The organism is Streptomyces wedmorensis (assembly GCF_000716445.1).
Classification (GTDB): Bacteria; Actinomycetota; Actinomycetes; order Streptomycetales; family Streptomycetaceae; genus Streptomyces; species Streptomyces wedmorensis.
Map to the genome: position 1 here is coordinate 63,065 of NZ_JNWK01000032.1, position 20,604 is coordinate 83,668.

The 20,604-nt window shown below is 73.0% G+C and carries 19 protein-coding genes and 2 tRNA genes; 13 read left to right on the top strand and 8 right to left on the bottom strand.

Annotation, left to right across the window (positions count from 1 at the left end; all coding sequences use genetic code 11):
- Nucleotides 1–101: 101 nt before the first annotated feature.
- Nucleotides 102–617 carry a DsbA family protein gene (locus OO54_RS24240; RefSeq protein ID WP_033206490.1) on the bottom strand — a complete coding sequence of 172 codons (516 nt, stop codon included), beginning with the start codon at nt 615–617 and terminating at the stop codon, nt 102–104.
- A gap of 159 nt (nt 618–776) precedes the next feature.
- Between OO54_RS24240 and OO54_RS24245 the strand changes: the two genes are divergently transcribed.
- Nucleotides 777–1,229 carry a hypothetical protein gene (locus OO54_RS24245; protein WP_033206491.1) on the top strand — a complete coding sequence of 151 codons (453 nt, stop codon included), beginning with the start codon at nt 777–779 and terminating at the stop codon, nt 1,227–1,229.
- A gap of 111 nt (nt 1,230–1,340) precedes the next feature.
- Entirely contained in the window at nt 1,341–1,505 is a 165-nt protein-coding gene (locus OO54_RS46455) for a hypothetical protein (RefSeq protein ID WP_017241784.1), read from the top strand.
- A gap of 22 nt (nt 1,506–1,527) precedes the next feature.
- Here OO54_RS46455 and OO54_RS24250 read toward each other — a convergent pair whose 3' ends face one another.
- Together OO54_RS24250 and OO54_RS24255 are read right to left on the bottom strand one after the other, a co-directional pair.
- Nucleotides 1,528–2,085 (bottom strand): CGNR zinc finger domain-containing protein, encoded by a 558-nt coding sequence (locus OO54_RS24250; RefSeq protein WP_033206494.1) that lies wholly within the window; start codon nt 2,083–2,085, stop codon nt 1,528–1,530.
- Nucleotides 2,086–2,276: 191 nt separating this feature from the next.
- Entirely contained in the window at nt 2,277–2,690 is a 414-nt protein-coding gene (locus OO54_RS24255) for an SsgA family sporulation/cell division regulator (RefSeq protein ID WP_015032345.1), read from the bottom strand.
- A gap of 190 nt (nt 2,691–2,880) precedes the next feature.
- Here OO54_RS24255 and OO54_RS24260 point away from each other — a divergent pair, with 190 nt between their 5' ends.
- Entirely contained in the window at nt 2,881–3,303 is a 423-nt protein-coding gene (locus OO54_RS24260; RefSeq protein WP_017241786.1) for a TIGR02611 family protein, read from the top strand.
- Nucleotides 3,304–3,358: 55 nt separating this feature from the next.
- Nucleotides 3,359–3,433: transfer RNA gene (locus OO54_RS24265), tRNA-Val, on the top strand.
- 52 nt (nt 3,434–3,485) lie between these two features.
- Here the strand turns inward: OO54_RS24265 and OO54_RS24270 are convergent.
- Complete coding sequence (locus tag OO54_RS24270; protein WP_033206497.1) at nt 3,486–6,146, bottom strand: SCO7613 C-terminal domain-containing membrane protein; 2,661 nt, start codon at nt 6,144–6,146, stop codon at nt 3,486–3,488.
- A gap of 83 nt (nt 6,147–6,229) precedes the next feature.
- Between OO54_RS24270 and OO54_RS24275 the strand changes: the two genes are divergently transcribed.
- Nucleotides 6,230–6,721 carry an SRPBCC family protein gene (locus tag OO54_RS24275; protein WP_033206499.1) on the top strand — a complete coding sequence of 164 codons (492 nt, stop codon included), beginning with the start codon at nt 6,230–6,232 and terminating at the stop codon, nt 6,719–6,721.
- Between the two features lie 39 nt (nt 6,722–6,760).
- A tRNA-Val gene (locus OO54_RS24280) sits at nt 6,761–6,835 on the top strand.
- A gap of 47 nt (nt 6,836–6,882) precedes the next feature.
- On the opposite strand, the gene OO54_RS24285 is transcribed toward OO54_RS24280, so the two are convergent.
- Nucleotides 6,883–7,611: a 3'-5' exonuclease gene (locus tag OO54_RS24285; RefSeq protein ID WP_033206501.1), complete on the bottom strand. Its 729-nt coding sequence runs from the start codon at nt 7,609–7,611 to the stop codon at nt 6,883–6,885.
- Nucleotides 7,612–7,733: 122 nt separating this feature from the next.
- Here OO54_RS24285 and OO54_RS24290 point away from each other — a divergent pair, with 122 nt between their 5' ends.
- The 3 genes from OO54_RS24290 to thrS all read left to right on the top strand — a co-directional run bounded on the left by OO54_RS24290 (nt 7,734) and on the right by thrS (nt 11,724).
- A complete protein-coding gene (locus OO54_RS24290; RefSeq protein WP_033206504.1) occupies nt 7,734–8,300 on the top strand; it encodes a DUF4365 domain-containing protein in 567 nt (188 codons plus the stop codon).
- Nucleotides 8,300–9,619, top strand: coding sequence for a serine/threonine-protein kinase (locus OO54_RS24295; protein WP_033206506.1), 1,320 nt, complete (start codon nt 8,300–8,302; stop codon nt 9,617–9,619). The genes OO54_RS24290 and OO54_RS24295 overlap by 1 nt, the downstream gene beginning before the upstream one ends.
- 128 nt (nt 9,620–9,747) lie before the next feature.
- Entirely contained in the window at nt 9,748–11,724 is a 1,977-nt protein-coding gene (thrS, locus tag OO54_RS24300) for a threonine--tRNA ligase (RefSeq protein ID WP_033206509.1), read from the top strand.
- 66 nt (nt 11,725–11,790) lie between these two features.
- Here thrS and OO54_RS24305 read toward each other — a convergent pair whose 3' ends face one another.
- Nucleotides 11,791–12,489: a potassium channel family protein gene (locus OO54_RS24305; protein ID WP_033206512.1), complete on the bottom strand. Its 699-nt coding sequence runs from the start codon at nt 12,487–12,489 to the stop codon at nt 11,791–11,793.
- A 65-nt stretch (nt 12,490–12,554) separates the two neighbouring features.
- On the opposite strand from OO54_RS24305, the gene OO54_RS24310 reads away from it, so the two are divergent.
- Nucleotides 12,555–13,118: an HIT family protein gene (locus tag OO54_RS24310; protein ID WP_033206515.1), complete on the top strand. Its 564-nt coding sequence runs from the start codon at nt 12,555–12,557 to the stop codon at nt 13,116–13,118.
- Between the two features lie 29 nt (nt 13,119–13,147).
- Here OO54_RS24310 and OO54_RS24315 read toward each other — a convergent pair whose 3' ends face one another.
- Nucleotides 13,148–14,803 carry a hypothetical protein gene (locus OO54_RS24315; protein ID WP_033206517.1) on the bottom strand — a complete coding sequence of 552 codons (1,656 nt, stop codon included), beginning with the start codon at nt 14,801–14,803 and terminating at the stop codon, nt 13,148–13,150.
- Between the two features lie 208 nt (nt 14,804–15,011).
- Nucleotides 15,012–17,219, bottom strand: coding sequence for an elongation factor G-like protein EF-G2 (locus tag OO54_RS24320; RefSeq protein ID WP_033206519.1), 2,208 nt, complete (start codon nt 17,217–17,219; stop codon nt 15,012–15,014).
- Between the two features lie 270 nt (nt 17,220–17,489).
- Between OO54_RS24320 and pgsA the strand changes: the two genes are divergently transcribed.
- Genes pgsA through OO54_RS24335 form a run of 3 tightly spaced genes read left to right on the top strand, consistent with a single transcriptional unit; the run spans nt 17,490 to nt 20,271 of the window.
- Complete coding sequence (gene pgsA, locus OO54_RS24325; protein WP_033206521.1) at nt 17,490–18,155, top strand: phosphatidylinositol phosphate synthase; 666 nt, start codon at nt 17,490–17,492, stop codon at nt 18,153–18,155.
- Nucleotides 18,152–19,123 (top strand): phosphatidylinositol mannoside acyltransferase, encoded by a 972-nt coding sequence (locus tag OO54_RS24330; protein WP_033206523.1) that lies wholly within the window; start codon nt 18,152–18,154, stop codon nt 19,121–19,123. Before pgsA ends, OO54_RS24330 begins: the two co-directional genes overlap by 4 nt.
- Nucleotides 19,120–20,271 (top strand): glycosyltransferase family 4 protein, encoded by a 1,152-nt coding sequence (locus OO54_RS24335; protein ID WP_033206524.1) that lies wholly within the window; start codon nt 19,120–19,122, stop codon nt 20,269–20,271. Before OO54_RS24330 ends, OO54_RS24335 begins: the two co-directional genes overlap by 4 nt.
- The last annotated feature ends 333 nt before the right edge of the window (nt 20,272–20,604 follow it).

Sequence of the window (20,604 nt, forward strand, 5' to 3'; positions counted from 1 at the left end):
GGCCCCGGGTGCCAGGTCGTGTCCGTAAAGCAGCGCCGTCTGCTCGGAGAGCCAGGGGGCTTTCCGGACAGGGCCCAGGGGCCCCGCCCGGCCCCGGGTGCTCAGCCGTTCAGGAGGCGGTCGGCGATCTCCGCGATCCGCTGTCGCAGGCCCTCCTGGCTCTTGCCGCCGTCCAGGCGCTCGCCGCCGATGACGTAGGTCGGCGTGCCCGTGACCTTGATCGCCTTGCCTTCGGCCTCGTCCGCGTCCACCGTCAGCAGGTGCCGGCCGTCGATCAGCGCGGTGTCGAACTCCTCGGAGTCCAGACCGAGTTCGGCGGCGACCTCCAGGAGGACCGGCTCGCCCCGGTCGCCCAGCTCGGCGGTCCTGGCGAGCAGCGCCTCCGCGTACGGCCAGCCCTTGCCCTGCTCGAAGGCCTCCTCAGCGGCCTGCGCGGCGGCGTACGCGTGCTTGTGCTTCTCCAGCGGGAAGTGGCGCAGCTGTACGTCGAGCCGGTCGCCGTACTGCTCGCGCAGCGCGCGGACGTCGTCGAGGGCGGTGAAGCAGTCGGGGCACTGGAGGTCGAACCACGCCTCGAGGACGAGGGGGGAGGCGGATGCGGTGGTGGAGTCGCTCATGACAGCAGTCTCCCTCACCGGGCCCCGGGGCCGTCCCGCCGGTCGGCCCCGCCTGACCCGGCGGAGCACTCCCTGAGGAGGAGATCCGGCCGGGGTGACCCGGAGATCTCCCTGAGACAGGGCCCGGGACATGGCCGCGGACGGTTCCGCCGGTGCAGGATGGAAGGGACGTATCACCCGGACCTGGAGGACCGCATGCTCGCCGAGACCATTTGCTCCGCGGTGTCCGTGGCGGGCCTGGGCATCGCCGCGATCGCGGCCTACCGGAAGCGCTTCCTGTCCGCGACGCGGATCGCGGCCTACGCCCTGGTGCCGCTCGGCCTGGTGATGACGGGCGCCGTCCAGTGGATCGTGGACACGGCCTTCAGCCCGGTGGCCTGGGCGGGATTCGGCGTGCTCGGCCTCGCCCTCCTGCTCTTCATGTCGACCCGGGCCGTGGAGCGCCGCCGCGGCGGCCGCCGGCAGACCGGCGGGGGAGTGGAGCCGAAGGCCGTCGCCCCGGCCGCGTCGGCACCCTCGCGCGGGGTGACCGCGGCGCAGCCGCGGGCCGGACAGACGCCCGGCGACGACTTCAGCGACATCGAGGCGATTCTGAAGAAGCACGGAATCTGATCACTTCTGGCGCTTCCCGTTCCCGTGATCCACGGGATGGGATGAACGGCCCCTGCCGTGGGGCGTGTTGCGGGATTTCACGGGCGCGCTGTGCGCCATCATCCCCCCGAGATGCTGGATACCTCGCGGGAACCCCTCCCCGCCTCCCCCGAAGCCCCCGCTGACGAGCCGCGCGGCTGCCTGTTCGCGCTCTCCCAGCCGCCCTTGATGATCTTCCTCGGGGTGATCGGCTGTCTGCTGCTGATGGCGGCCCTGCACGATCTCTTCGTGCTGTGATCCTCCGCGCCGGCCGGGGCGGTCAGCCCGCGGCTTCCTTGCGGCGAGCCCGGTACGCGGCCACGTGCAGCCGGTTCCCGCAGGTACGGCTGTCGCAGTAGCGGCGCGACCGGTTGCGGGAGAGGTCGACGAAGGCCCGGCCGCAGTCCGGCGCCTCGCAGCGCCGCAGCCGTTCCTGCTCGCCGCCCACGACGATGAACGCGAGCGCCATGCCGCAGTCGGCCGCCAGGTGGTCCGCGACGGAGGCACCCGGCGCGAAGTAGTGGACGTGCCAGTCGTAGCCGTCGTGGTCGGTGAGCTGGGGGGTGGTGCCCGCCGCCGCCACCAGCTGGTTGATCAGCGGGGCCGCGATCCGGGCCTCGGGGGCGGAGAAGACCGCCGCGAACTTCTCGCGCACCTCCCGCACGGCCCGCAGGTCGTCGGCGCCGAGGTCGCCCACGTCGCTGATCTTGTGCGCCCGCACGAAGGCGTGCAGTCCCGGGAGGTCCGCGAGTTCGTCGGCGCGGTCGCCCTGGGCGGCGGTGTTCATCAGATCGACGACGGTGTCGAGGGCGATCCGGGTGTCGTGGGGGATCAGCACGATTCGCTCCCTGGCCGGCCGCGGGCGGGCGCCCGCGGAATGGCGCTGACTTTAGCGCGCCCCGGAAAAGGACAACGGCGCCCGCCACCGTGCCGGCTGCACGGTGGGAGCGCCGGATGTCGTGCCTGTGTGACTGTCCGCGCGGCGCCGTCGCCCCGAGTCGGACGGCGCCGTGCGGCTGTCGGCCTGGCTCAGCTGTCGGCCAGGATGTGGGAGAGCTCGGTATCGAGGTCGAAGTGTCGGTGCTCGGTGCCCGGTGGCACGGCGGCGTCGGTCCGCTTGAGGAACGACTCCAGGGCCCGCGCCGGGGCCTCGAGCAGGGCTTCTCCCTCGGGTGAGCTCAGCGCGATGCAGACGACTCCCTGGCCGTGACTACGGGATGGCCAGACGCGGACGTCGCCTGTGCCGGTGGGCCGGTGCAGCCCCTCGGCGAGAAGGTCGCGGGCGAAGACCCACTCGACCGTCTCCTCGGCTCCGGTGTGGAAGGTGGCGTGCACGGCATAGGGATCGGCCGTGTCATACCGCAGGCCCGCGGGTACAGGCAGTGAGGACTCGCTCGACACAACGAGGCGCAGGTGCAGCTCGCAGCTGACCGTGGTGTTCATAAGCGCCAGGGCCTTTCGCTCAGTGTGCGCTCGGGGATTCGCACGTCGGCGAAATCGACATGCCACCTCCGGTGCCGTTGTAAACCCCTCTGTCGGTTTTGTGGTCGTTCAGGTAGCTCGTACGGGCGCATGTAACTTTGGGTAATACCGCCATTCCGGTGGGGGCCGCCGGTCCGGTAGGTTGGAGTGCATGAATGCGGAGAGTGACGAGCGCGCCGGGGAGTCCGCAGACGGCCAGGAAGCCGAACTGGGATCCCGCGCACCGGAGTTCATCAAGTCGCGCCGAGGCCTGCATCTGAGCTGGCAGGTCGGCGTCTTCATCGTGGGACTCGCCGTGGTCGGCGCCGGAGTGGTGATGCTGCCGCTTCCCGGGCCCGGCTGGCTGGTCATCTTCGGCGGCATGGCGATCTGGGCGACCGAGTTCGTGTGGGCCCAGCTCGTGCTCCGCTGGACCAAGCGCAAGGTCACCGAGGCCGCCCAGCGCGCCCTCGACCCCAAGGTCCGCCGCAGGAACATCATCCTCACCACCGTCGGACTGGTGATCATCGCCGCCCTGCTCGGTGTCTACCTCTGGAAGTTCGGCTTCGTCATGCCGTGGAAGATCGACGAGTGACCTCGGAAATGGTTCGGGAGCCCCGCTGACATGGGGTAATGTTTGGGGTGTGCCCGGGCGATTAGCTCAGCGGGAGAGCACTTCGTTCACACCGAAGGGGTCACTGGTTCGATCCCAGTATCGCCCACCACCCGGCACGAAGGCCCGGAGACGGAACACCGTCTCCGGGCCTTCGTCGTTCCTCACCGCATCCGCGCCAGCCGCTCCCGCAGCCGCCGGGCGTCGCGCAGCCGCTGCTCGTACGTGGCCCCCACTCCGAGCAGCAGGAGCCCGGCGAGGGCCGGCGGCAGCCAGCGCGGCAGCGCGCCCACCGCCTGCACCACATACGGCGCCAGCTCGTGCAGCCCGACCAGGGCCAGCACCGCGCCGCCGAGCACGAGCAGGGCCTGGAGCCGGAACCGCGCGCCGAGCAGCGTCACCGCGAGCGCCGCGAGCCCCAGGGCCAGCGGGCGCGTCCACTCCGGGTCCGTCCACACCGCCACGAGGCTCGGCAGCAGCGTCGCCGCGAGACCCGGGCCGTACGCCGTCCACGACGAGGCCTCCGCGTCCCTGCGCCGCCGCAGGAACCCGACCACGAGTGCCGGGACGGTCACCGGCAGGGTGTACGCCTCCGGGGTCGTCACGTCCGAGACGGCCAGGCGCACCCAGGTGGCCAGCAGGAACAGCACCGCCGCCGTCCACGAGGCGAACCGCCGCCGCTCCGGCCGTACCGCCGTCGCCGCCGCGATCACTCCGCCGAGCGCAAGGGCGAGCGCCAGGAAAGCCGGCCGGGACGCGGCGATCCCCAGGGCGAGCAGCCCCACGGAGCCGCCCGTGATCTCCACCGCCAGGGCCACCGGACGCGGCGCCCGGGAGCCCACCGCGGCCGTCGCGGCCGGGACGAGCAGCAGCGTGAGCGCCGTCCAGTGGTCCTCGAACCCGCCCGCGGCCGCGACCGCGATCACCAGCCCCGTCGCGGCGAGCACCGCCGCGACGGCGGAGACCACCCGGCGCGCGCCCGCACCGAGCACCGCGACGCCCGTGAAGAGCCCGAGCAGCACCCCCAGGGCCGCGAACGTCGCCCCGCGCACGTCCAGCGCCAGTCCGACCGCGCTCACCGCGGACGCGAGCCCGCCGACGTACGCGGACCAGCCGATCGCGGCACGGGCGTCGACACCGGCCGTCGCCGGCCGGAGCGGGGACGGCGCCCAGGGCGCCCAAGGGGTCCCCGGCCCGGCAACCGGCGCCGCCGGGCCGCCGGTGGCGCTCGCCGACTCCGAACCGGTCGGCCCGGCCGCCTGGGCCGCGGGTGCGGCATGACCGGCCGCCTCCGCGGGGCGCAGGCCGCGCGTCAGGAGTCCGGGGCGGACGGCCGCCACCAGCGCGGCCGACGTGGTGAGGAGCTGCAGGGAGAGCGTCACCGGGTAGGACAGGTCCAGAGAGACCGGCAGCGCGGTGAGGAGTGCCCAGGCGAGGGCGACGGCCCCGCAGCGGGCCCACAGCCGGGGGACGGCCGCGAGGACGGCGACGGCCACCAGGAGGACCAGGGCGGCGGTCGCCGGGTAGGACGTCAGCACCCGCTCGGCGTGCTCGCCCGACCAGACACCCGTCGTACGGCCCACCGGCCCGAGCAGTCCGGTCACCACCGGCGGCAGCGCCCACACGACCCCGAGCGCCGCGACCCCGGCACCCGCACCCGCGAGGCCGAGCCGGACGCCGTGCGGCAGACGGCCGCCGGCTCGCACCGCGGAGCCCGACTCCGCGCCGTGCGGCCGCCCGCTCCCGGGCACGTCCACCGGCGCCGCCGTGCCCGCCGCGCCGCCGGACGTCGCGGTGGCCGTCGCACCCGTGCCCGGCGCAGCCCCCGTCTCCTCGCCCGCCGAGGTGCCGAGGCGCCAGACCGAGGCCAGGGCCAGCGCGCACAGCACGTAACCCGGCACCGCCCAGTCGGCGGGAAGCGCCGATCGCAGCAGGCCGCCGACGGCCGCCAGGGCGGAGAGGCCCGCGACCGCCGAGGCCGCAGCCGCGAAGGCGGGCACACGCCAGGCCACGAACAGGGTGACCACCGCGCCCGCCAGGAGGAGAGCGGCGCCGCTCCACGGGGAGACGAGGGAGAGCCAGCCGCCCGTCAGCAGCGCCCAGCCGCCGAGGGCCGTCGCCGCCGCGCCCGCCGTGATCCGGACCGCCGCCGGCCGGGTCCACAGCGCCGCCGCCGCGTCCGCGGAGGCCGTGACGAGGGCCGCCCAGGCGACGGCCGTCGGGCCGCCGCCGGCCGCGAGCGCGCCCAGCGGCAGCGGCAGCTGGGCCGCGACCACCGCCACCGGCAGCGGGATCCGCAGCCGGGAGAGCGCCGAGCCGTACGCCGCCCACGCGCCCGCGAGGACACCGGCGGCCACCGCCGTGTACCCCAGGCCGTCCGTCCCCGGCAGAGCCACCCGGTGCAGCGCGTACGCGTCGAGCACCATCAGGACCAGCCCCAGCGCCGCCACCGACTCGGCCGTCGACACCAGCCCCCGGCGCAGCAGCGCCACCGGAGCCGCGAGCGTCGCCGACGTCACGACGAACAGCACCGCGGAACGGGCGCCGATCCCCATCGAGCCCCAGCTGACCAGGGTGAAGGCGACCGCCGCGATCGTCAGCAGCGTCCCGCCCAGCGTCAGCAGCACGTTCTGCGCGCTCCGCGGCGTCGAGTCCGCCACCGGCGGGCGCGGGTACGGCTGTGGTGCCGCGGCGGAGACCGGCCGGTACAGCGCCTGGATCAGCCAGGCGCGCCTGGCCAGCAGCTGGGACCGGCGAGCGTCGAGTCGGGCCAGCTCGCGGTCGACGAGCACCAGCTCGTCCGCGGGCGGCAGGGAAGTGTCCATACCGGGAGTGTGGCCCCGGCCACAGGCGGCGGGAATGCGTCCACGTACTCAGATCCGTTCCTGAGTACCCCCACACTGGGGGCATGGACTGGTGCCGTTACCGCTTCCGCAGCGTCTGGCGGCTGCCCGCCCCGCCCGACGCCGTCTACGCCGTCCTCGCCCGCGCCGAGGACTACCCCCGCTGGTGGCCCCAGGTCCGCGAGGTCGTCTCCCTCGACGACACCACCGGCACCGCCCGCTTCCGCTCCCTCCTCCCGTACGACCTCGTCGTCACCGCCCGTGCCCTGCGCCGCGACCCGGCCGCCCGGGTCCTGGAGGTCGGTCTCGGCGGCGACCTGGAGGGGTGGGCGCGCTGGACGCTCACGGCGGAGGGCGCCGGCACCCGCGCCCTGTACGAGCAGGAGGTCGAGGTCCGCGCCCGGCTCCTGCGTGCCCTCGCCGTCCCCGGACGTCCCGTCTTCCGGGCCAACCACGCCCTGATGATGCGCGGCGGACGGCGTGGACTGGCGGCCGAACTGGAGGAGGAGGCCCGGCGGGAACCGACGGCGGACGACGGCCGGCGCGGGCCGGTTTGAACCCAGGGCGCCAAGGCCTGTATGGTTCAACCCGTTCCCGGGCGATTAGCTCAGCGGGAGAGCACTTCGTTCACACCGAAGGGGTCACTGGTTCGATCCCAGTATCGCCCACCACCGGGAGAGGCCGGTCCGTCGAAAGACGGACCGGCCTCTGTCATGTGTCAGGCCGCCGTGCGCAGTTCCGGCCGCAGCGGCCAGGCAGGGTCCACCGTCTCCGGCGTCCCCTGCCGGGTGAACCACGCCTGCAGCCCCCGGGCCTGCGCCGCGTGCCACACCGCCTGGAGCGTGTGGAGCTCCGCCGGCGTCAACCGCTCCAGCCGGGACGAGAACCGGCGCGCCACCGCCCGTACGACGTCCAGCGCCGCCGTCGCGTCCGCCGCCGCGTCGTGCGCCCCCGACAGCTCCACCTCGTAGTGCGCGCACAGGTCCGTCAGCGTCCGGCGGCCCTTCCGGTAGCGGTCCAGGTGCTTGTCCAGGACCCGCGGGTCGAGCACGCACAGCGGGGCGCTCTCCAGGTACGTGCCGAGCGAGGACGCCCGGTGCCGCCGCAGCTCGCGGTCCAGGATCGTCAGATCGAACGGCGCGTTCATCACCACCAGCGGACGTCCCGCCGCGGTCTGTTCGGCCAGCGCGCGCGCCAGCTCCTCCATCACCGGAGCCGGCCACCGGCCGTTCCGCTGGAGGTGATCGTCCGTCAGGCCGTGCACCGCCGTGGCCTCCGCGGGCACGGGTATGCCCGGATTGACCAGCCAGCGCGTCACCCGCGGCCGCGCCCCGGCCGCGTCCTGCACGACCAGGGCGGCCGAGACGATCCGGTCCCCCTCGACGTCAACTCCTGTGGTCTCCGTGTCGAAAGCGGCCAGGGGCCCCTCGTACCAGTGCGTCGTCATCCCCGAACTCCTCGCACACGTGCGGCAGATGGCCAACCCCCTGCCCCGAAACGGTGATACCCGCACTGTTTGCGCCGTACGCGGACCGGTCACAACAGAGGGGACGGGGAAGGAAAAAAGACATGGCGCTCGCCCAGCCCGAGTCGGGAGGGCTGCCGCCCCAGCGGCTGGCACCGACGCGCGGCTCACTCGCCACCACCGCATGCATGGAGACCCTCCAGGTGGGATACCTGCACGCCGTCGCCGCCGCGGCCGGCTGCTCGCTGTCCCAGCCCTTTCCGGACAACGGCATCGACTGGCACGTGAGCCACGGTTCTCCCGGACACACCGTCGACGACGAAGTCACCATCAAGGTGCAGCTCAAGTGCACCTACCAGACACCTCCCCGCCCGCCGGGGAGCGCGTTCTCCTTCACCCTCGACAACGACCACCTGGTGAAGCTCGCCCGGACCCCCGTGTCCGTGCACAAGATCCTGGTCGTGATGCTCGTCCCGAGGTCGCAGGAGGACTGGCTGAGGGCGAGTCACGACCGGCTCGACCTGCGGCACTGCTGCTACTGGACCAACCTGGCCGGACACCCGGTCACGGGACGGCGCCGGACCACCGTGCGCATCCCGACGGCGCGGATCTTCGACGACCGGGCGCTCTGCGAGATCATGACCCGGGTCGGCGTGGGAGGGAGACCTTGATGCACCGGCCTATCGACGAACCGGGGTTCGGGGAGGACGGGGACGGGCGCGGCCCCGTCCCCGTTCCTCCGCCCTACCGCCCCCACCCGGCGCCCGGCGAGCCACCCGGCGCCTGGACCGGCATGCCCGGCCCGCCCGCCGGACCCTGGGCCGACGTCCACGGCGCACCCGACCCCGGCCGGGTCGACCCGCGCGTCCTCGGCGCCCTGCTCGCCCGCCACGGCTGGCGACGGCGCGGCGGGGCCGCCGGCCGGTACAGCCGCTGGACCCCGCCCGGCAGCGCGACCCACGGCGGCACGAGCCTCCTCGTCCCGGAGAGCCGTGCCTTCCCCGACTGCGAGGACCTGCTCGGCGAGGCCCTCACGGCCCTCGCCCGCAGCGCCACCCCCTCGGCCCGCGAGGTCCTCACCGGCCTCTCCGTACCCAGCGACGAGATCCGCTGGTGGCGCGACGTGCCCCCGGGCCCGGCCGGAACCGCTCCCTGGCCCGTGCAGGAACAGCTCAGGTCCGCCGCCCGCCAGCTCCTCATCGCCGGCGCCCTCGCCGTGCGCGGAAGGGCCGGCTACTACGGCGCCCGGCACCGGCGCGCCGCCCAGGCGTCCCTGGAGACCGTCGCCGTCGGCGCGGCACCCGGCGGGCGCGGCCTCACCGCCTTCCTGCCGGTCGAACCGGGCCGCCCGATCGCCGTCCGGCTCTACCACGCGCTCCACGCGGCCCGCGAGGCCACGGACTACCAGCGGGCGACCGGCGGGATGGAGGCCTTCGACGCGGCCGTCGCGGCCGGGGTGAGCCGCGAGCTCACCGAGGCGCTCGTCGCCCTCGTCCGCGGTACCGAGGGAGCCCGGGTCGCCCTGGCGTGGGCGCCGGCCGCCGGGGCGCCCGAGGGGTGCGCGGCCCGGCCGGAACCCGTCGAGTTCTCGCCCGGCGACCTGCCCGCCCTGCGCGAGGCGAGCGCCCGCTACCTGACCGACGAACCGTCCGTCCCCGTCCGCATCACCGGCGCCGTCGTCCGCATGCGCCGCTCAGGGCCGCGCGGCGAGGGCACCGTACGCCTCCGGGTGCTGGCCGGCGCGGAGGTCCCGCACGTCCGCGTCGCCCTCGACGAGGAGGCGTACCGGACCGCAGGCCACGCCCACCTCGTCGGCCTGCCCATCCGGGTCGTCGGACGCCTGGAGAGCCGCGGTGGCTTCCGCCGCCTCACCGACGCCTCCGGGGTCGTCCCGGTCCAGGTCGACGAGACGGAACGCGACCGGCTGATGAAGTCCCTCCACGAGAACCTGGACTTCTTCGAGGAGGCGTGCGGGCCGGACGAGGCGTAGGGGAAACCGTTTCGCGGAGGGTGCGGACGGCTCGGTAACATCAGCGGTGCGCGGCACCTCGTCTCTGTTGCGCACCGCCGGCGCCGGCACCTCGTGTCTGCCTGCGCCCCAAAGGAAGAAGAACACCAGTGTCTGAAGTCCGTGTGACCGTCCAGTCCGCCTCGGAGGCAGAGGAGAGGGCGGTGAGCGCGGGCACCACCGCCGGTGCCCTCTTCGCCGACGACCGCACCGTCATCGCCGCCCGCGTGGGCGGCGAGCTGAAGGACCTGTCGTACGAGCTCGCCGACGGCGACGTCGTCGAGGGCGTCGAGATCTCCTCCCCGGACGGTCTCGACATCCTGCGCCACTCGACCGCGCACGTCATGGCCCAGGCCGTGCAGGAGCTCTTCCCCGAGGCCAAGCTGGGCATCGGCCCGCCGGTCCGGGACGGCTTCTACTACGACTTCGACGTCGAGAAGCCCTTCACTCCCGAGGACCTCAAGGTCATCGAGAAGAAGATGCAGGAGATCCAGAAGCGCGGCCAGCGCTTCGCCCGCCGCGTGGTGACCGACGAGGCCGCCCGCGAGGAGCTCGCGGACGAGCCGTACAAGCTGGAGCTCATCGGCATCAAGGGCTCCGCGTCGACCGACGACGGTGCGAACGTCGAGGTGGGCGGCGGCGAGCTGACCATCTACGACAACCTCGACGCCAAGACCGGCGAGCTGTGCTGGAAGGACCTCTGCCGCGGTCCCCACCTGCCCACCACCCGGAACATCCCGGCGTTCAAGCTGATGCGCAACGCGGCCGCCTACTGGCGCGGCAGCGAGAAGAACCCCATGCTCCAGCGCATCTACGGCACCGCCTGGCCGTCGAAGGACGAGCTGAAGGCGCACCTCGACTTCCTGGCCGAGGCCGAGAAGCGCGACCACCGCAAGCTCGGCAACGAGCTCGACCTCTTCTCCATCCCGGACGAGATCGGCTCCGGCCTCGCGGTCTTCCACCCCAAGGGCGGCATCATCCGCCGGGTCATGGAGGACTACTCGCGCAAGCGGCACGAGGAGGAGGGCTACGAGTTCGTCTACTCGCCGCACGCCACCAAGGGCGCCCTCTTCGAGAAGAGCGGCCACCTGGACTGGTACGCGGAGGGCATGTACCCCCCCATGCAGCTCGACGGTGGTACCGACTACTACCTCAAGCCCATGAACTGCCCGATGCACAACCTGATCTTCGACGCCCGCGGGCGCTCCTACCGTGAGCTGCCCCTGAGGTTCTTCGAGTTCGGCACCGTGTACCGGTACGAGAAGTCCGGCGTGGTCCACGGCCTGACCCGGGCCCGCGGCTTCACCCAGGACGACGCGCACATCTACTGCACCCGCGAGCAGATGGCGGAGGAGCTGGACAAGACCCTCACCTTCGTCCTCAACCTGCTCCGCGACTACGGTCTGACCGACTTCTACCTGGAGTTGTCGACCAAGGACCCGGAGAAGTTCGTCGGCTCGGACGAGGTCTGGGAGGAGGCCACCGCCGTCCTCCAGCAGGTCGCCGAGAAGCAGGGCCTCCCGCTGACCCCCGACCCGGGCGGCGCCGCGTTCTACGGCCCGAAGATCTCCGTGCAGGCCCGCGACGCCATCGGCCGCACCTGGCAGATGTCGACCGTCCAGCTCGACTTCAACCTGCCGGAGCGCTTCAACCTGGAGTACACCGCGCCGGACGGCACCAAGCAGCGCCCGGTCATGATCCACCGTGCGCTCTTCGGCTCCATCGAGCGCTTCTTCGCGGTGCTCCTGGAGCACTACGCGGGCGCGATGCCGCCGTGGCTGGCCCCGGTGCAGGCCGTCGGCATCCCGATCGGCGACTCGCACGTCGACTACCTCCTGGACTTCGCCGCCGAGGCGAAGAAGCGGGGCCTGCGGGTCGAGGTCGACGCCTCGTCGGACCGGATGCAGAAGAAGATCCGCAACCAGCAGCGCCAGAAGGTGCCGTTCATGATCATCGTCGGCGACGACGACATGGCGGCCGGCACCGTCTCCTTCCGCTACCGCGACGGTTCGCAGGAGAACGGCATTCCGCGTGACGAGGCGATCGCCAAGCTCGTCGACGTGGTGGAGCGTCGCGTCCAGGTGTGACGCGTTCCCCGCGTGAGCGGGGACGGCCCGACGGGCCGGCGCTTGCGCCTCCCGCCCGTGCGGGGATCAGGCCCCCGGGGAACCCCCCGGGGGCCTTTCCCCGCCCTCCTCCTCGTCCTCCCGGGTGAACACCTGGATCAACCAGGACGAGAACGAACCCGTCACCGCGCCCAGGAGCGCGAGACCGCAGGCCATCATGCCCACCGCGACCAGCCGGCCCATCGGGGTCACCGGCGTCACGTCCCCGTACCCCACCGTCGCGAGCGTCGCGCAGGTCCACCAGACCGAGTCCCCGAAGGTGAGGATCGAGGCGCCGGGGGCGTCCCGTTCGAACCGGTAGACGGTGAGCGCCCCCGCGAAGCCCAGCAGGGACGCGCTGAGGCCGGCGTAGACCATCACCCGCCCGTACAGGCTGAAACGGGGTGCGTTGCGGCGCCCCTGGAGCCGGTAGTACAGGTTCGCCATGCGCACCGGCCGCAGGAGCGGCAGGACCAGGACCACCGTGTCGAGGAGGTGGGTCCGGACGAAGCGCAGTGCGCCCTGGCCGCTGAGCCGGAGCCGTACCGCGTAGTCCACGCCGAAGACGGCCCAGGCGGCCAGGATGAGGGCGAGGCAGAGGTCGAGCCATCCCTCCGGAAGGTGGGAGTCGGCGAGGACGCGGACCGCGTAGCCCGCCAGGTAGACGAGGGAGGCCACGGCGAGCGGGACCGCCATGCGGCGCTCCCAGCGCTCCTGCAGCGGTGGTTTCGGTGGCCTGGCGCTCATCCGATCAGCATGGCGGCTGCACGGATCTTCTGCCCCGGCGACACGTTCCGAACGGGCGACGCAATATGCTGCACAGCATGACGACTGAGCCGGAGCAGCAGCTCGGAGTGGGGACGCGGGACGCGTTCCAGCGCCTGTGGACGCCTCACCGGATGGCGTACATCCAGGGCGAGAACAAGCCGACCGGGCCGGGCGCCGACGACGGCTGTCCGTTCTGCTCGATCCCGTCGAAGTCCGACGAGGACGGACTGGTCGTCGCCCGAGGCCAGGCCGTCTACGCCGTGCTCAACCTCTACCCGTACAACGGTGGCCACCTGATGGTCGTCCCGTACCGGCACGTCGCCGACTACACCGACCTCGACGAGGCGGAGACCGTAGAGCTGGCCGCCTTCACGAAGCGCGCGATGGTCGCGCTGCGGGCGGCGTCCGGCGCGCACGGCTTCAACATCGGCATGAACCAGGGCGCCGTCGCGGGCGCCGGCATCGCCGCCCATCTGCACCAGCACGTGGTGCCGCGCTGGGGCGGCGACACCAACTTCATGCCGGTCGTCGGCCACACCAAGGTGCTGCCGCAGCTGCTCGCCGACACCCGGAAGATGCTGGCCGACGCCTGGCCGGCCACCATCTGATCCGTGGGCTCCTCCGCGGCAGGCCCGGGTCAGGCGTCGTAGACGTCGGCCTTCTTCGGGCCCGGCTCCTGGATGCCGCCGCTGAGGACCAGCGCCCGGTTGGTGAAGCGCTCCGTGTCGACGTTGTGCTCGTCGAGCACCTTGATGGTCGCGGCGTGGACGGCACGGAGCACCGGCGTCGCCATGCGGATGGCGTCGTCGGCCATGAACCGGTTCTTCCAGAGCGGCCCGGCCCAGACGTGCCGCAGACCGAACGGCTCGGGCAGGGTCATCTTCCCGCCGAGGTAGTCCAGGACCGGCGGGTACCAGGAGAGCGGGGCGCGCACCGCGAGCCGGACGATGTCGTTGGTCCCGAGCAGCGGCTGCTGGATCTCCTTCGTCTCCCAGAAGCGGACCGTCTTGGAGACCTCCGTGGTCTTCGCCTTCGGCTTCGTGGTGAAGAGGCCGTGGACGGGACCGAGCGCGTGGCCGGTGACCTCGATGCGGAGGGTGTCGTGCAGCGAGGTGACGGTGACCATCATGGTGAGGACGAGGTTCCCGCCCCAGAGCGTGAACTGCACGCCGAGGTAGTGCCGGTCGCCCGCGTCGAACTGCTGGTCGTTGCAGATGCGCTGTATCTCGTGCGGCTTGACCTGGAAGTGGACGATGTTGTCGCCCTCGGGCCGGGCGACCTCGTCGGCGCCCTCGCCGACCGGGGAGACGATCCAGTGCTTGACGGTCGGCTTCGGGAAGCCGGTCTTCAGCGCTCCCCGCTCCAGGAGCGCCAGCTCGTCGTGGATCCGGCGCACGACGTCCCACGCGCGGAAGGCGTGGAGCTCCCGGCCGGGCTGGGGGACCAGCCCCTCGGCGAGCGCCCAGCTGCCCCAGCGGGTGCCCAGGCCGAGGATGCCCTTGGTGCCGGCGTAGAACACGATGTTGGACTGCTGCTCGGCGGAGAGCTTCTCCAGGTTGACCCGGAGCGCCTCGGCCGACTTCTCGCCCGGGTCCTGGGGGACGGACTTGGGGACGTGCGGGCCGATGCCGCCGCCGCCGAGCAGGCCGGCCCAGCGCTCGCGCAGGTCGACGGCCGCTTTCAGGCAGATGCGGCTCGCGAGGTACCAGCCGACGACCGGGGCGACGATCATCGCGCGCAGGTAGTTCGGCAGGATCCCGTCGAAGGGCAGCTTGAGCAGGACGAGCACGGCGAAGAGGCCGGCGGCCCACAGGAGGGCGGTGCCGAGGGCGCTGTTGCGCTTGTTGTCGGAGCCGGCGACGAGGCGGCGGAGCTGGATGACGCCGAGCCAGAGCAGCAGGCCGGGCAGGAAGAGGACCCCGCAGAAGAAGGTGACCAGGGTCAGCTTGATGTCGCGCTGCCTGCGGAGGTGGGTCGCGGCCAGGCAGTGCTCGACGACCGGCTGCGGCTCGGCGCCGAAGGACTGGATGAGGGCCTTGCGGGCGCCGCCGAGCATGCGGACCTGGACAGCGCGGGAGAACGCCTCGCCGAGGTCGGGGCTGAAGAGCCCCCACTTCCCTTCCTTGACCGTGGTCTTGTAGAGGTCGTTGTCGGCCTGCTTGATGGTGTCCAGGGGACTGTCCCGGTACGCGGCGGAGGCGAGCGCGTTCGTCGCCGCCGTACCACCGCCGGAGCCCTGGAGGGGAATCTGTGCCCCGGGTCCGAATCCGTCGATCGCCACTGCCGCCCCCATCGCGCGCGAGTACTTGTGCGGGCTGTTCCCAACTGCCGCGCCCCGCACACCTTCTGAGCTGGGCACCACAGCGTAACCGGGTACCGGCGGATGCGTCACGGCCTGTGGATGTCGACGGCCGAAACCGTCCTCGTCGTCGTAACCGAGGCGGTCCATGACGTCCGCCCGGCACGCGCCGGGCGGACGTGCGGCGCTGTCGCCGCGTCGACTAGGAGCCTTTTCCGGCCTGTTCGCGCATCCTCTCCGCCAGGTGCGGCGGCATCGGCTCGTGCCGGGCGTACGTGCGATCGAACCTCCCGGTGCCGTGCGAGACGGACCGCAGGTCGATCGCGTACCGCCCGATCTCGATCTCGGGCACCTCGGCCCGCACCAGTGTCCGTCCGGGGCCGGCCTGTTCGGTTCCGACGACCCGGCCGCGCCGCCCCGACAGGTCGCTCATGACCGGCCCGACGTACTCGTCGGGGACGAGGACCTGGACCTCGGCGACCGGTTCCAGGAGGTGGACGGGCACGTCGGCGGCCGCCTCGCGCAGGGCGAGTGCGCCGGCCGTCTGGAAGGCCGCGTCGGAGGAGTCCACCGAGTGGGCCTTGCCGTCCCGCAGGGTGATCCGGATGTCGACGAGGGGGTGGCCCGCGGCGACGCCCCGGGCCGCCTGGGCCCGCACCCCCTTCTCGACGGAGGGGATGAACTGGCGGGGGACCGCGCCGCCGACCACCTTGTCGACGAACTCGATGCCACTGCCCGGAGGCAGCGGTTCCACGTCGATCTCGCAGATGGCGTACTGGCCGTGGCCGCCGGACTGCTTCACGTGCCGGCCGCGGCCCGCGGACGGCGCCCCGAACGTCTCGCGCAGCGACACCCTGTACGGGACGGCGTCGACCTGCACTCCGTATCGGCCGCGGAGACGTTCGAGGACGACGTCCTGATGGGCCTCGCCGAGACACCACAGCACGACCTGCCGGGTGTCCTGGTTCTGTTCCAGGCGCAGGGTCGGGTCCTCGGCGACCAGCCGGGCCAGGCCCTGGGAGAGCCGGTCCTCGTCGGCCTTGCTGTGCGCCTCGACGGCCAGCGGGAGCAGGGGCTCCGGCATGCTCCAGGGCTCCATGAGGAGCGGGTCGTCCTTGGCCGAGATCGTGTCCCCGGTCTCGGCGCGACCGAGCCGTGCGACGCAGGCGAGGTCTCCGGCGATGCAGTGCGGCTGGGGGCGCTGATGCTTGCCGAAGGGGGAGGTCAGGCCGCCGATCCGCTCGTCGACGTCGTGGTCCTCGTGCCCCCGGTCGGCGAGGCCGTGGCCCGAGACGTGCACGGTCTCGTCGGGGCGCAGGGTGCCGGAGAAGACCCTGACCAGGGAGATCCGGCCCACGTAGGGGTCGGCCGCGGTCTTGACGACCTCGGCGACCAGCGGGCCGTCGGGGTCGCAGGCGATCGGCGGGCGGGGCTGTCCGTCGGGGGTGGTGACGGCGGGCGGCTCGTGCTCCAGGGGCGAGGGGAAGCCGCCCGTGATCAGCTCCAGGAGTTCGAGGGTGCCGAGGCCCTGCGTGCCGCCGTCGGAGGCGGGCGCGGCCGCGAGCACCGGGTGGAAGGTGCCCCGGGCGACGGCCTTCTCCAGGTCGTCGACGAGCGTCCTCAGGTCGATCTCCTCGCCGCCGAGGTACCGGTCCATGAGGGACTCGTCCTCGCTCTCGGAGATGATCCCCTCGATGAGTCGCCCGCGGGCCTCCGCGATCAGCTCCCGCTGGGCCTCGTCGGGCGCCTCCTCCCGGCGCACGCCCGTCGAGTAGTCGAAGATCCGCTCCGAGAGCAGACCGGCCAGCCCGGTGGCGGGCGCGTGGCCGTCGGCGCCCTCGGCGCCGCGCACCGGCAGGTAGAGCGGCAGGACGGCGTCGGGGTCGTCGCGGCCGAAGAGGTCGGCGCAGACGGCGGTGAGCTCGGCGAAGTCGGTGCGGGCCGTGTCGAGGTGGGTGACGACGATGGCGCGGGGCATCCCGACGGCGGCGCACTCCTCCCAGATCATGCGGGTGGAGGCGGCGACGGCGTCGGCCTCCTGGGCGGCCGACACGACGAAGAGGGCCGCGTCCGCCGCGCGCAGACCGGCCCTCAGCTCTCCGACGAAGTCGGCGTACCCGGGGGTGTCCAGCAGATTGATCTTGTGGCCGTCCCAGCCGACCGGGACGAGGGACAGCTGCACCGAGCGGTGCTGGCGGTGCTCGATCTCGTCGTAGTCCGAGACCGTGGCGCCGTCCTCGACGCGCCCGGGCCGGTTGACCGCGCCCGCGGTCTGCGCGAGGGCCTCGACGAGGGTCGTCTTGCCCGATCCGCTGTGGCCGACCAGCACCACGTTCCGCACGGCCTGGGGCCGGTCGGCCGTCGGAGCCCTGCCGGCGGCCCCGGCGGGTGTGTTCGCCTTGTCACCCATGATGTGTTCCTCCCGACTGCTCGCACGGTGCGGCGGGACGCGGGCGCGGGGGAGTGGTGTGTCGCGGTACGGCTCCTGCGGTGCCCGCGGTGGTCCTTCGAGCTTTGCACCACCGCCGGGACGCGTCCATACGTCGTACACGGACGGGCCCGCCGGGGGACGCCGACGCGGCGGGGACGGGTGCCCGCCACGCGGGCGCGACACGCGTGACTACGATGGGCGAGCCGGTGGTCGTAGGGGCCGCGCGGCCCACCGAACCTCGGGAAGGCCATGCTGAACAAGTACGCGCGTGCCTTTTTCACGCGTGTCCTCACACCGTTCGCCGCGTTTCTGCTCCGCCGGGGCGTCAGCCCCGACGCGGTCACGCTCATCGGCACGGCGGGAGTGATGGCCGGCGCGCTGATCTTCTTCCCCCGCGGAGAGTTCTTCTGGGGCACGATCGTCATCACGCTCTTCGTCTTCTCCGACCTAGTCGACGGCAACATGGCCCGGCAGGCGGGGATCTCCAGCCGCTGGGGCGCCTTCCTCGACTCGACGCTCGACCGCGTCGCCGACGGCGCGATCTTCGGCGGCTTCGCCCTCTGGTACGCGGGCAAGGGCGACGACAACGTGCTGTGCGCCGTGGCCATCTTCTGCCTCGCCAGCGGCCAGGTCGTCTCGTACACCAAGGCCCGTGGCGAATCGATTGGTCTGCCGGTCGCCGTCAACGGCCTGATCGAACGCGCCGAACGGCTCGTCATCTCGCTCGTCGCCGCCGGCCTCGCGGGACTGCACGCCTTCGGCGTGCCCGGCATCCAGGTGCTGCTCCCGATCGCCCTGTGGATCGTGGCCGTCGGCAGCGCGGTGACCCTGGGACAGCGCGTCGTGACGGTACGGAGGGAATCGGCCGAGGCGGACGCCGCCGCGGCCGCCCAGGGGGGCGGGGCGACGACATGAGCGCGCTGAAGGACCGACTGAGCGACGGCCTGTACGGCCTCGGCTGGGCGACCGTGAAGAAGCTGCCGGAACCGGTGGCGGCGGGCCTCGGCCGCCGGATCGCCGACCTGGCGTGGAAGCGACGAGGCAAGAGCGTCCTGCGCCTCGAGTCCAACCTCGCGCGCGTGGTGCCCGACGCCACGCCCGAGCGGCTCGCCGAGCTGTCGAAGGCCGGCATGCGCTCGTACATGCGGTACTGGATGGAGTCGTTCCGGCTGCCGACCTGGACCAAGGAACGCGTCGAGCGATCCGTCGACATCAAGGGCCGCCACCACCTCGAAGAAGGCCTCGCCTCCGGGCGCGGCGTCATCCTCGCCCTGCCGCACCTGGCCAACTGGGACCTGGCGGGCGTCTGGGTGACCCGCTCGCTCGGCGTGCCCTTCACCACCGTCGCGGAACGCCTCAAGCCCGAGTCGCTCTACGACCGCTTCGTCGCCTACCGCGAATCCCTCGGCATGGAGGTCCTGCCGCACACCGGCGGCTCCGCCTTCGGCACCCTCGCCCGGCGGCTGCGGGCGGGCGGCCTGGTCTGCCTCGTCGCCGACCGCGACCTCTCCGCCTCCGGCATCGAGGTCACCTTCTTCGGCGACACGGCACGGATGCCCGCCGGACCGGCCATACTCGCCCAGCAGACGGGCGCCCTCCTGCTGCCCGTGACCCTCTGGTACGACGACTCCGCGGTCATGCGCGGCCGCATCCACCCGCCCGTCGACCTCCCCGACACCGGCACCCGCACCGACAAGACCTCCGTCATGACCCAGGACCTGGCCGACGCCTTCGCCGCCGGCATCGCGGACCACCCCGAGGACTGGCACATGCTGCAACGGCTCTGGCTCGCGGACCTGGAGGAACGCGGCGACGCGACCGGGGACGGAGCACCGGGTCCGTCCCGGTCCTCCACCGGCCGTGAGGAGGAGCGGCAGCGGTGAAGATCGGGATCGTCTGCCCCTACTCCTGGGACGTGCCCGGCGGCGTCCAGTTCCACATCCGCGACCTCGCCGAGCACCTCGTCCGGCTCGGCCACGAGGTGTCCGTCCTCGCCCCCGCCGACGACGACACCCCACTGCCGCCGTACGTCGTCTCCGCCGGCCGGGCCGTACCCGTGTCCTACAACGGCTCCGTGGCCCGGCTCAGCTTCGGCTTCCTCTCCGCCGCCCGCGTACGCCGCTGGCTGCACGACGGCACCTTCGACGTCGTCCACATCCACGAGCCGACCTCGCCCTCCCTCGGGCTGCTCACCTGCTGGGCGGCACAGGGACCCATCGTGGCCACCTTCCACACCTCCAACCCGCGCTCCCGGGCCATGATCGCCGCGTACCCGATCCTCCAACCCGCCCTGGAGAAGATCAGCGCCCGCATCGCGGTCAGCGAGTACGCGCGGCGCACGCTCGTCGAGCACCTCGGCGGCGACGCGGTCGTCATCCCCAACGGCGTCGACGTCGACTTCTTCGCCCGCGCCGAACCGAAGAAGGAATGGCAGGGCGAGACCCTCGGCTTCATCGGCCGCATCGACGAACCCCGCAAGGGCCTGCCCGTCCTCATGCGCGCCCTGCCCCGCATCCTCGCCGAACGACCCCGGGCACGGCTCCTCGTCGCCGGCCGCGGTGACGAGGAGGAAGCGGTGGCCTCGTTGCCGGCCGACCTGCGCTCCCGGGTGGAATTCCTCGGCATGGTCAGCGACGAGGACAAGGCGCGGCTGCTGCGCAGCGTCGACGTGTACGTGGCGCCCAACACCGGCGGCGAGAGCTTCGGCATCATCCTCGTCGAGGCGCTGTCGGCCGGCGCGCCCGTCCTCGCCTCCGACCTCGACGCCTTCGCCCAGGTCCTCGACCAGGGCGCGGCGGGCGAGCTCTTCGCCAACGAGGACGCCGACGCGCTCGCCTCCGCCGCCGTCCGCCTCCTCGGCGACGCGGGCCGCCGCGCCGGGCTCAGCGCGCGGGGCTCCGCGCACGTCCGCCGCTTCGACTGGTCCACCGTCGGGGCGGACATCCTCGCGGTGTACGAGACCGTCGCGGACGGTGCCGCCGCCGTCGACACCGACGAACGCCCCGGCCTCCGAGCCCGCCTCGGCCTCTGACCCCCCTCGCGGCCCGCGACCGCGCCCAGCCGGTTGCGGGCCCCGCTGCGGGCCGCGCCCGTTGTGGGCTGCGCCCCGCGTTGTGGGCAATCGTCCCGCTGGGGCAGTGTCCACCCCCGCGCCTTCGCCCCTCCCGTGTGGGCCTTCGCCCCGCCCGTTGTGGCCTGCGCCCCGCCTCGTTGTGGGCAGTCGTTCCGCTGGGGCGGAACGGGTGGGCACAACGGACGGCGCCCCTTGCCGGGCCCAGGCTTCCGCGCCTGAACCCGCACCGGCTGTGCGACGCCGTATCGGTGCGGGTCCGGGCACAAGGGGCGGAGGCGCCGCCAAGCGCGC

Excerpts from the sequence above, each read along its gene's own strand:
- OO54_RS24240 (WP_033206490.1), bottom strand. The coding sequence starts at position 617 with ATGAGCGACTCCACCACCGCATCCGCCTCCCCCCTCGTCCTCGAGGCG.
- OO54_RS24245 (WP_033206491.1), top strand. The coding sequence starts at position 777 with ATGGAAGGGACGTATCACCCGGACCTGGAGGACCGCATGCTCGCCGAG.
- OO54_RS46455 (WP_017241784.1), top strand. The coding sequence starts at position 1,341 with ATGCTGGATACCTCGCGGGAACCCCTCCCCGCCTCCCCCGAAGCCCCC.
- OO54_RS24255 (WP_015032345.1), bottom strand. The coding sequence starts at position 2,690 with ATGAACACCACGGTCAGCTGCGAGCTGCACCTGCGCCTCGTTGTGTCG.
- OO54_RS24260 (WP_017241786.1), top strand. The coding sequence starts at position 2,881 with ATGAATGCGGAGAGTGACGAGCGCGCCGGGGAGTCCGCAGACGGCCAG.
- OO54_RS24270 (WP_033206497.1), bottom strand. The coding sequence starts at position 6,146 with ATGGACACTTCCCTGCCGCCCGCGGACGAGCTGGTGCTCGTCGACCGC.
- OO54_RS24275 (WP_033206499.1), top strand. The coding sequence starts at position 6,230 with ATGGACTGGTGCCGTTACCGCTTCCGCAGCGTCTGGCGGCTGCCCGCC.
- OO54_RS24285 (WP_033206501.1), bottom strand. The coding sequence starts at position 7,611 with ATGACGACGCACTGGTACGAGGGGCCCCTGGCCGCTTTCGACACGGAG.
- OO54_RS24290 (WP_033206504.1), top strand. The coding sequence starts at position 7,734 with ATGGCGCTCGCCCAGCCCGAGTCGGGAGGGCTGCCGCCCCAGCGGCTG.
- OO54_RS24295 (WP_033206506.1), top strand. The coding sequence starts at position 8,300 with ATGCACCGGCCTATCGACGAACCGGGGTTCGGGGAGGACGGGGACGGG.
- OO54_RS24305 (WP_033206512.1), bottom strand. The coding sequence starts at position 12,489 with ATGAGCGCCAGGCCACCGAAACCACCGCTGCAGGAGCGCTGGGAGCGC.
- OO54_RS24310 (WP_033206515.1), top strand. The coding sequence starts at position 12,555 with ATGCTGCACAGCATGACGACTGAGCCGGAGCAGCAGCTCGGAGTGGGG.
- OO54_RS24315 (WP_033206517.1), bottom strand. The coding sequence starts at position 14,803 with ATGGGGGCGGCAGTGGCGATCGACGGATTCGGACCCGGGGCACAGATT.
- OO54_RS24320 (WP_033206519.1), bottom strand. The coding sequence starts at position 17,219 with ATGGGTGACAAGGCGAACACACCCGCCGGGGCCGCCGGCAGGGCTCCG.
- pgsA (WP_033206521.1), top strand. The coding sequence starts at position 17,490 with ATGCTGAACAAGTACGCGCGTGCCTTTTTCACGCGTGTCCTCACACCG.
- OO54_RS24330 (WP_033206523.1), top strand. The coding sequence starts at position 18,152 with ATGAGCGCGCTGAAGGACCGACTGAGCGACGGCCTGTACGGCCTCGGC.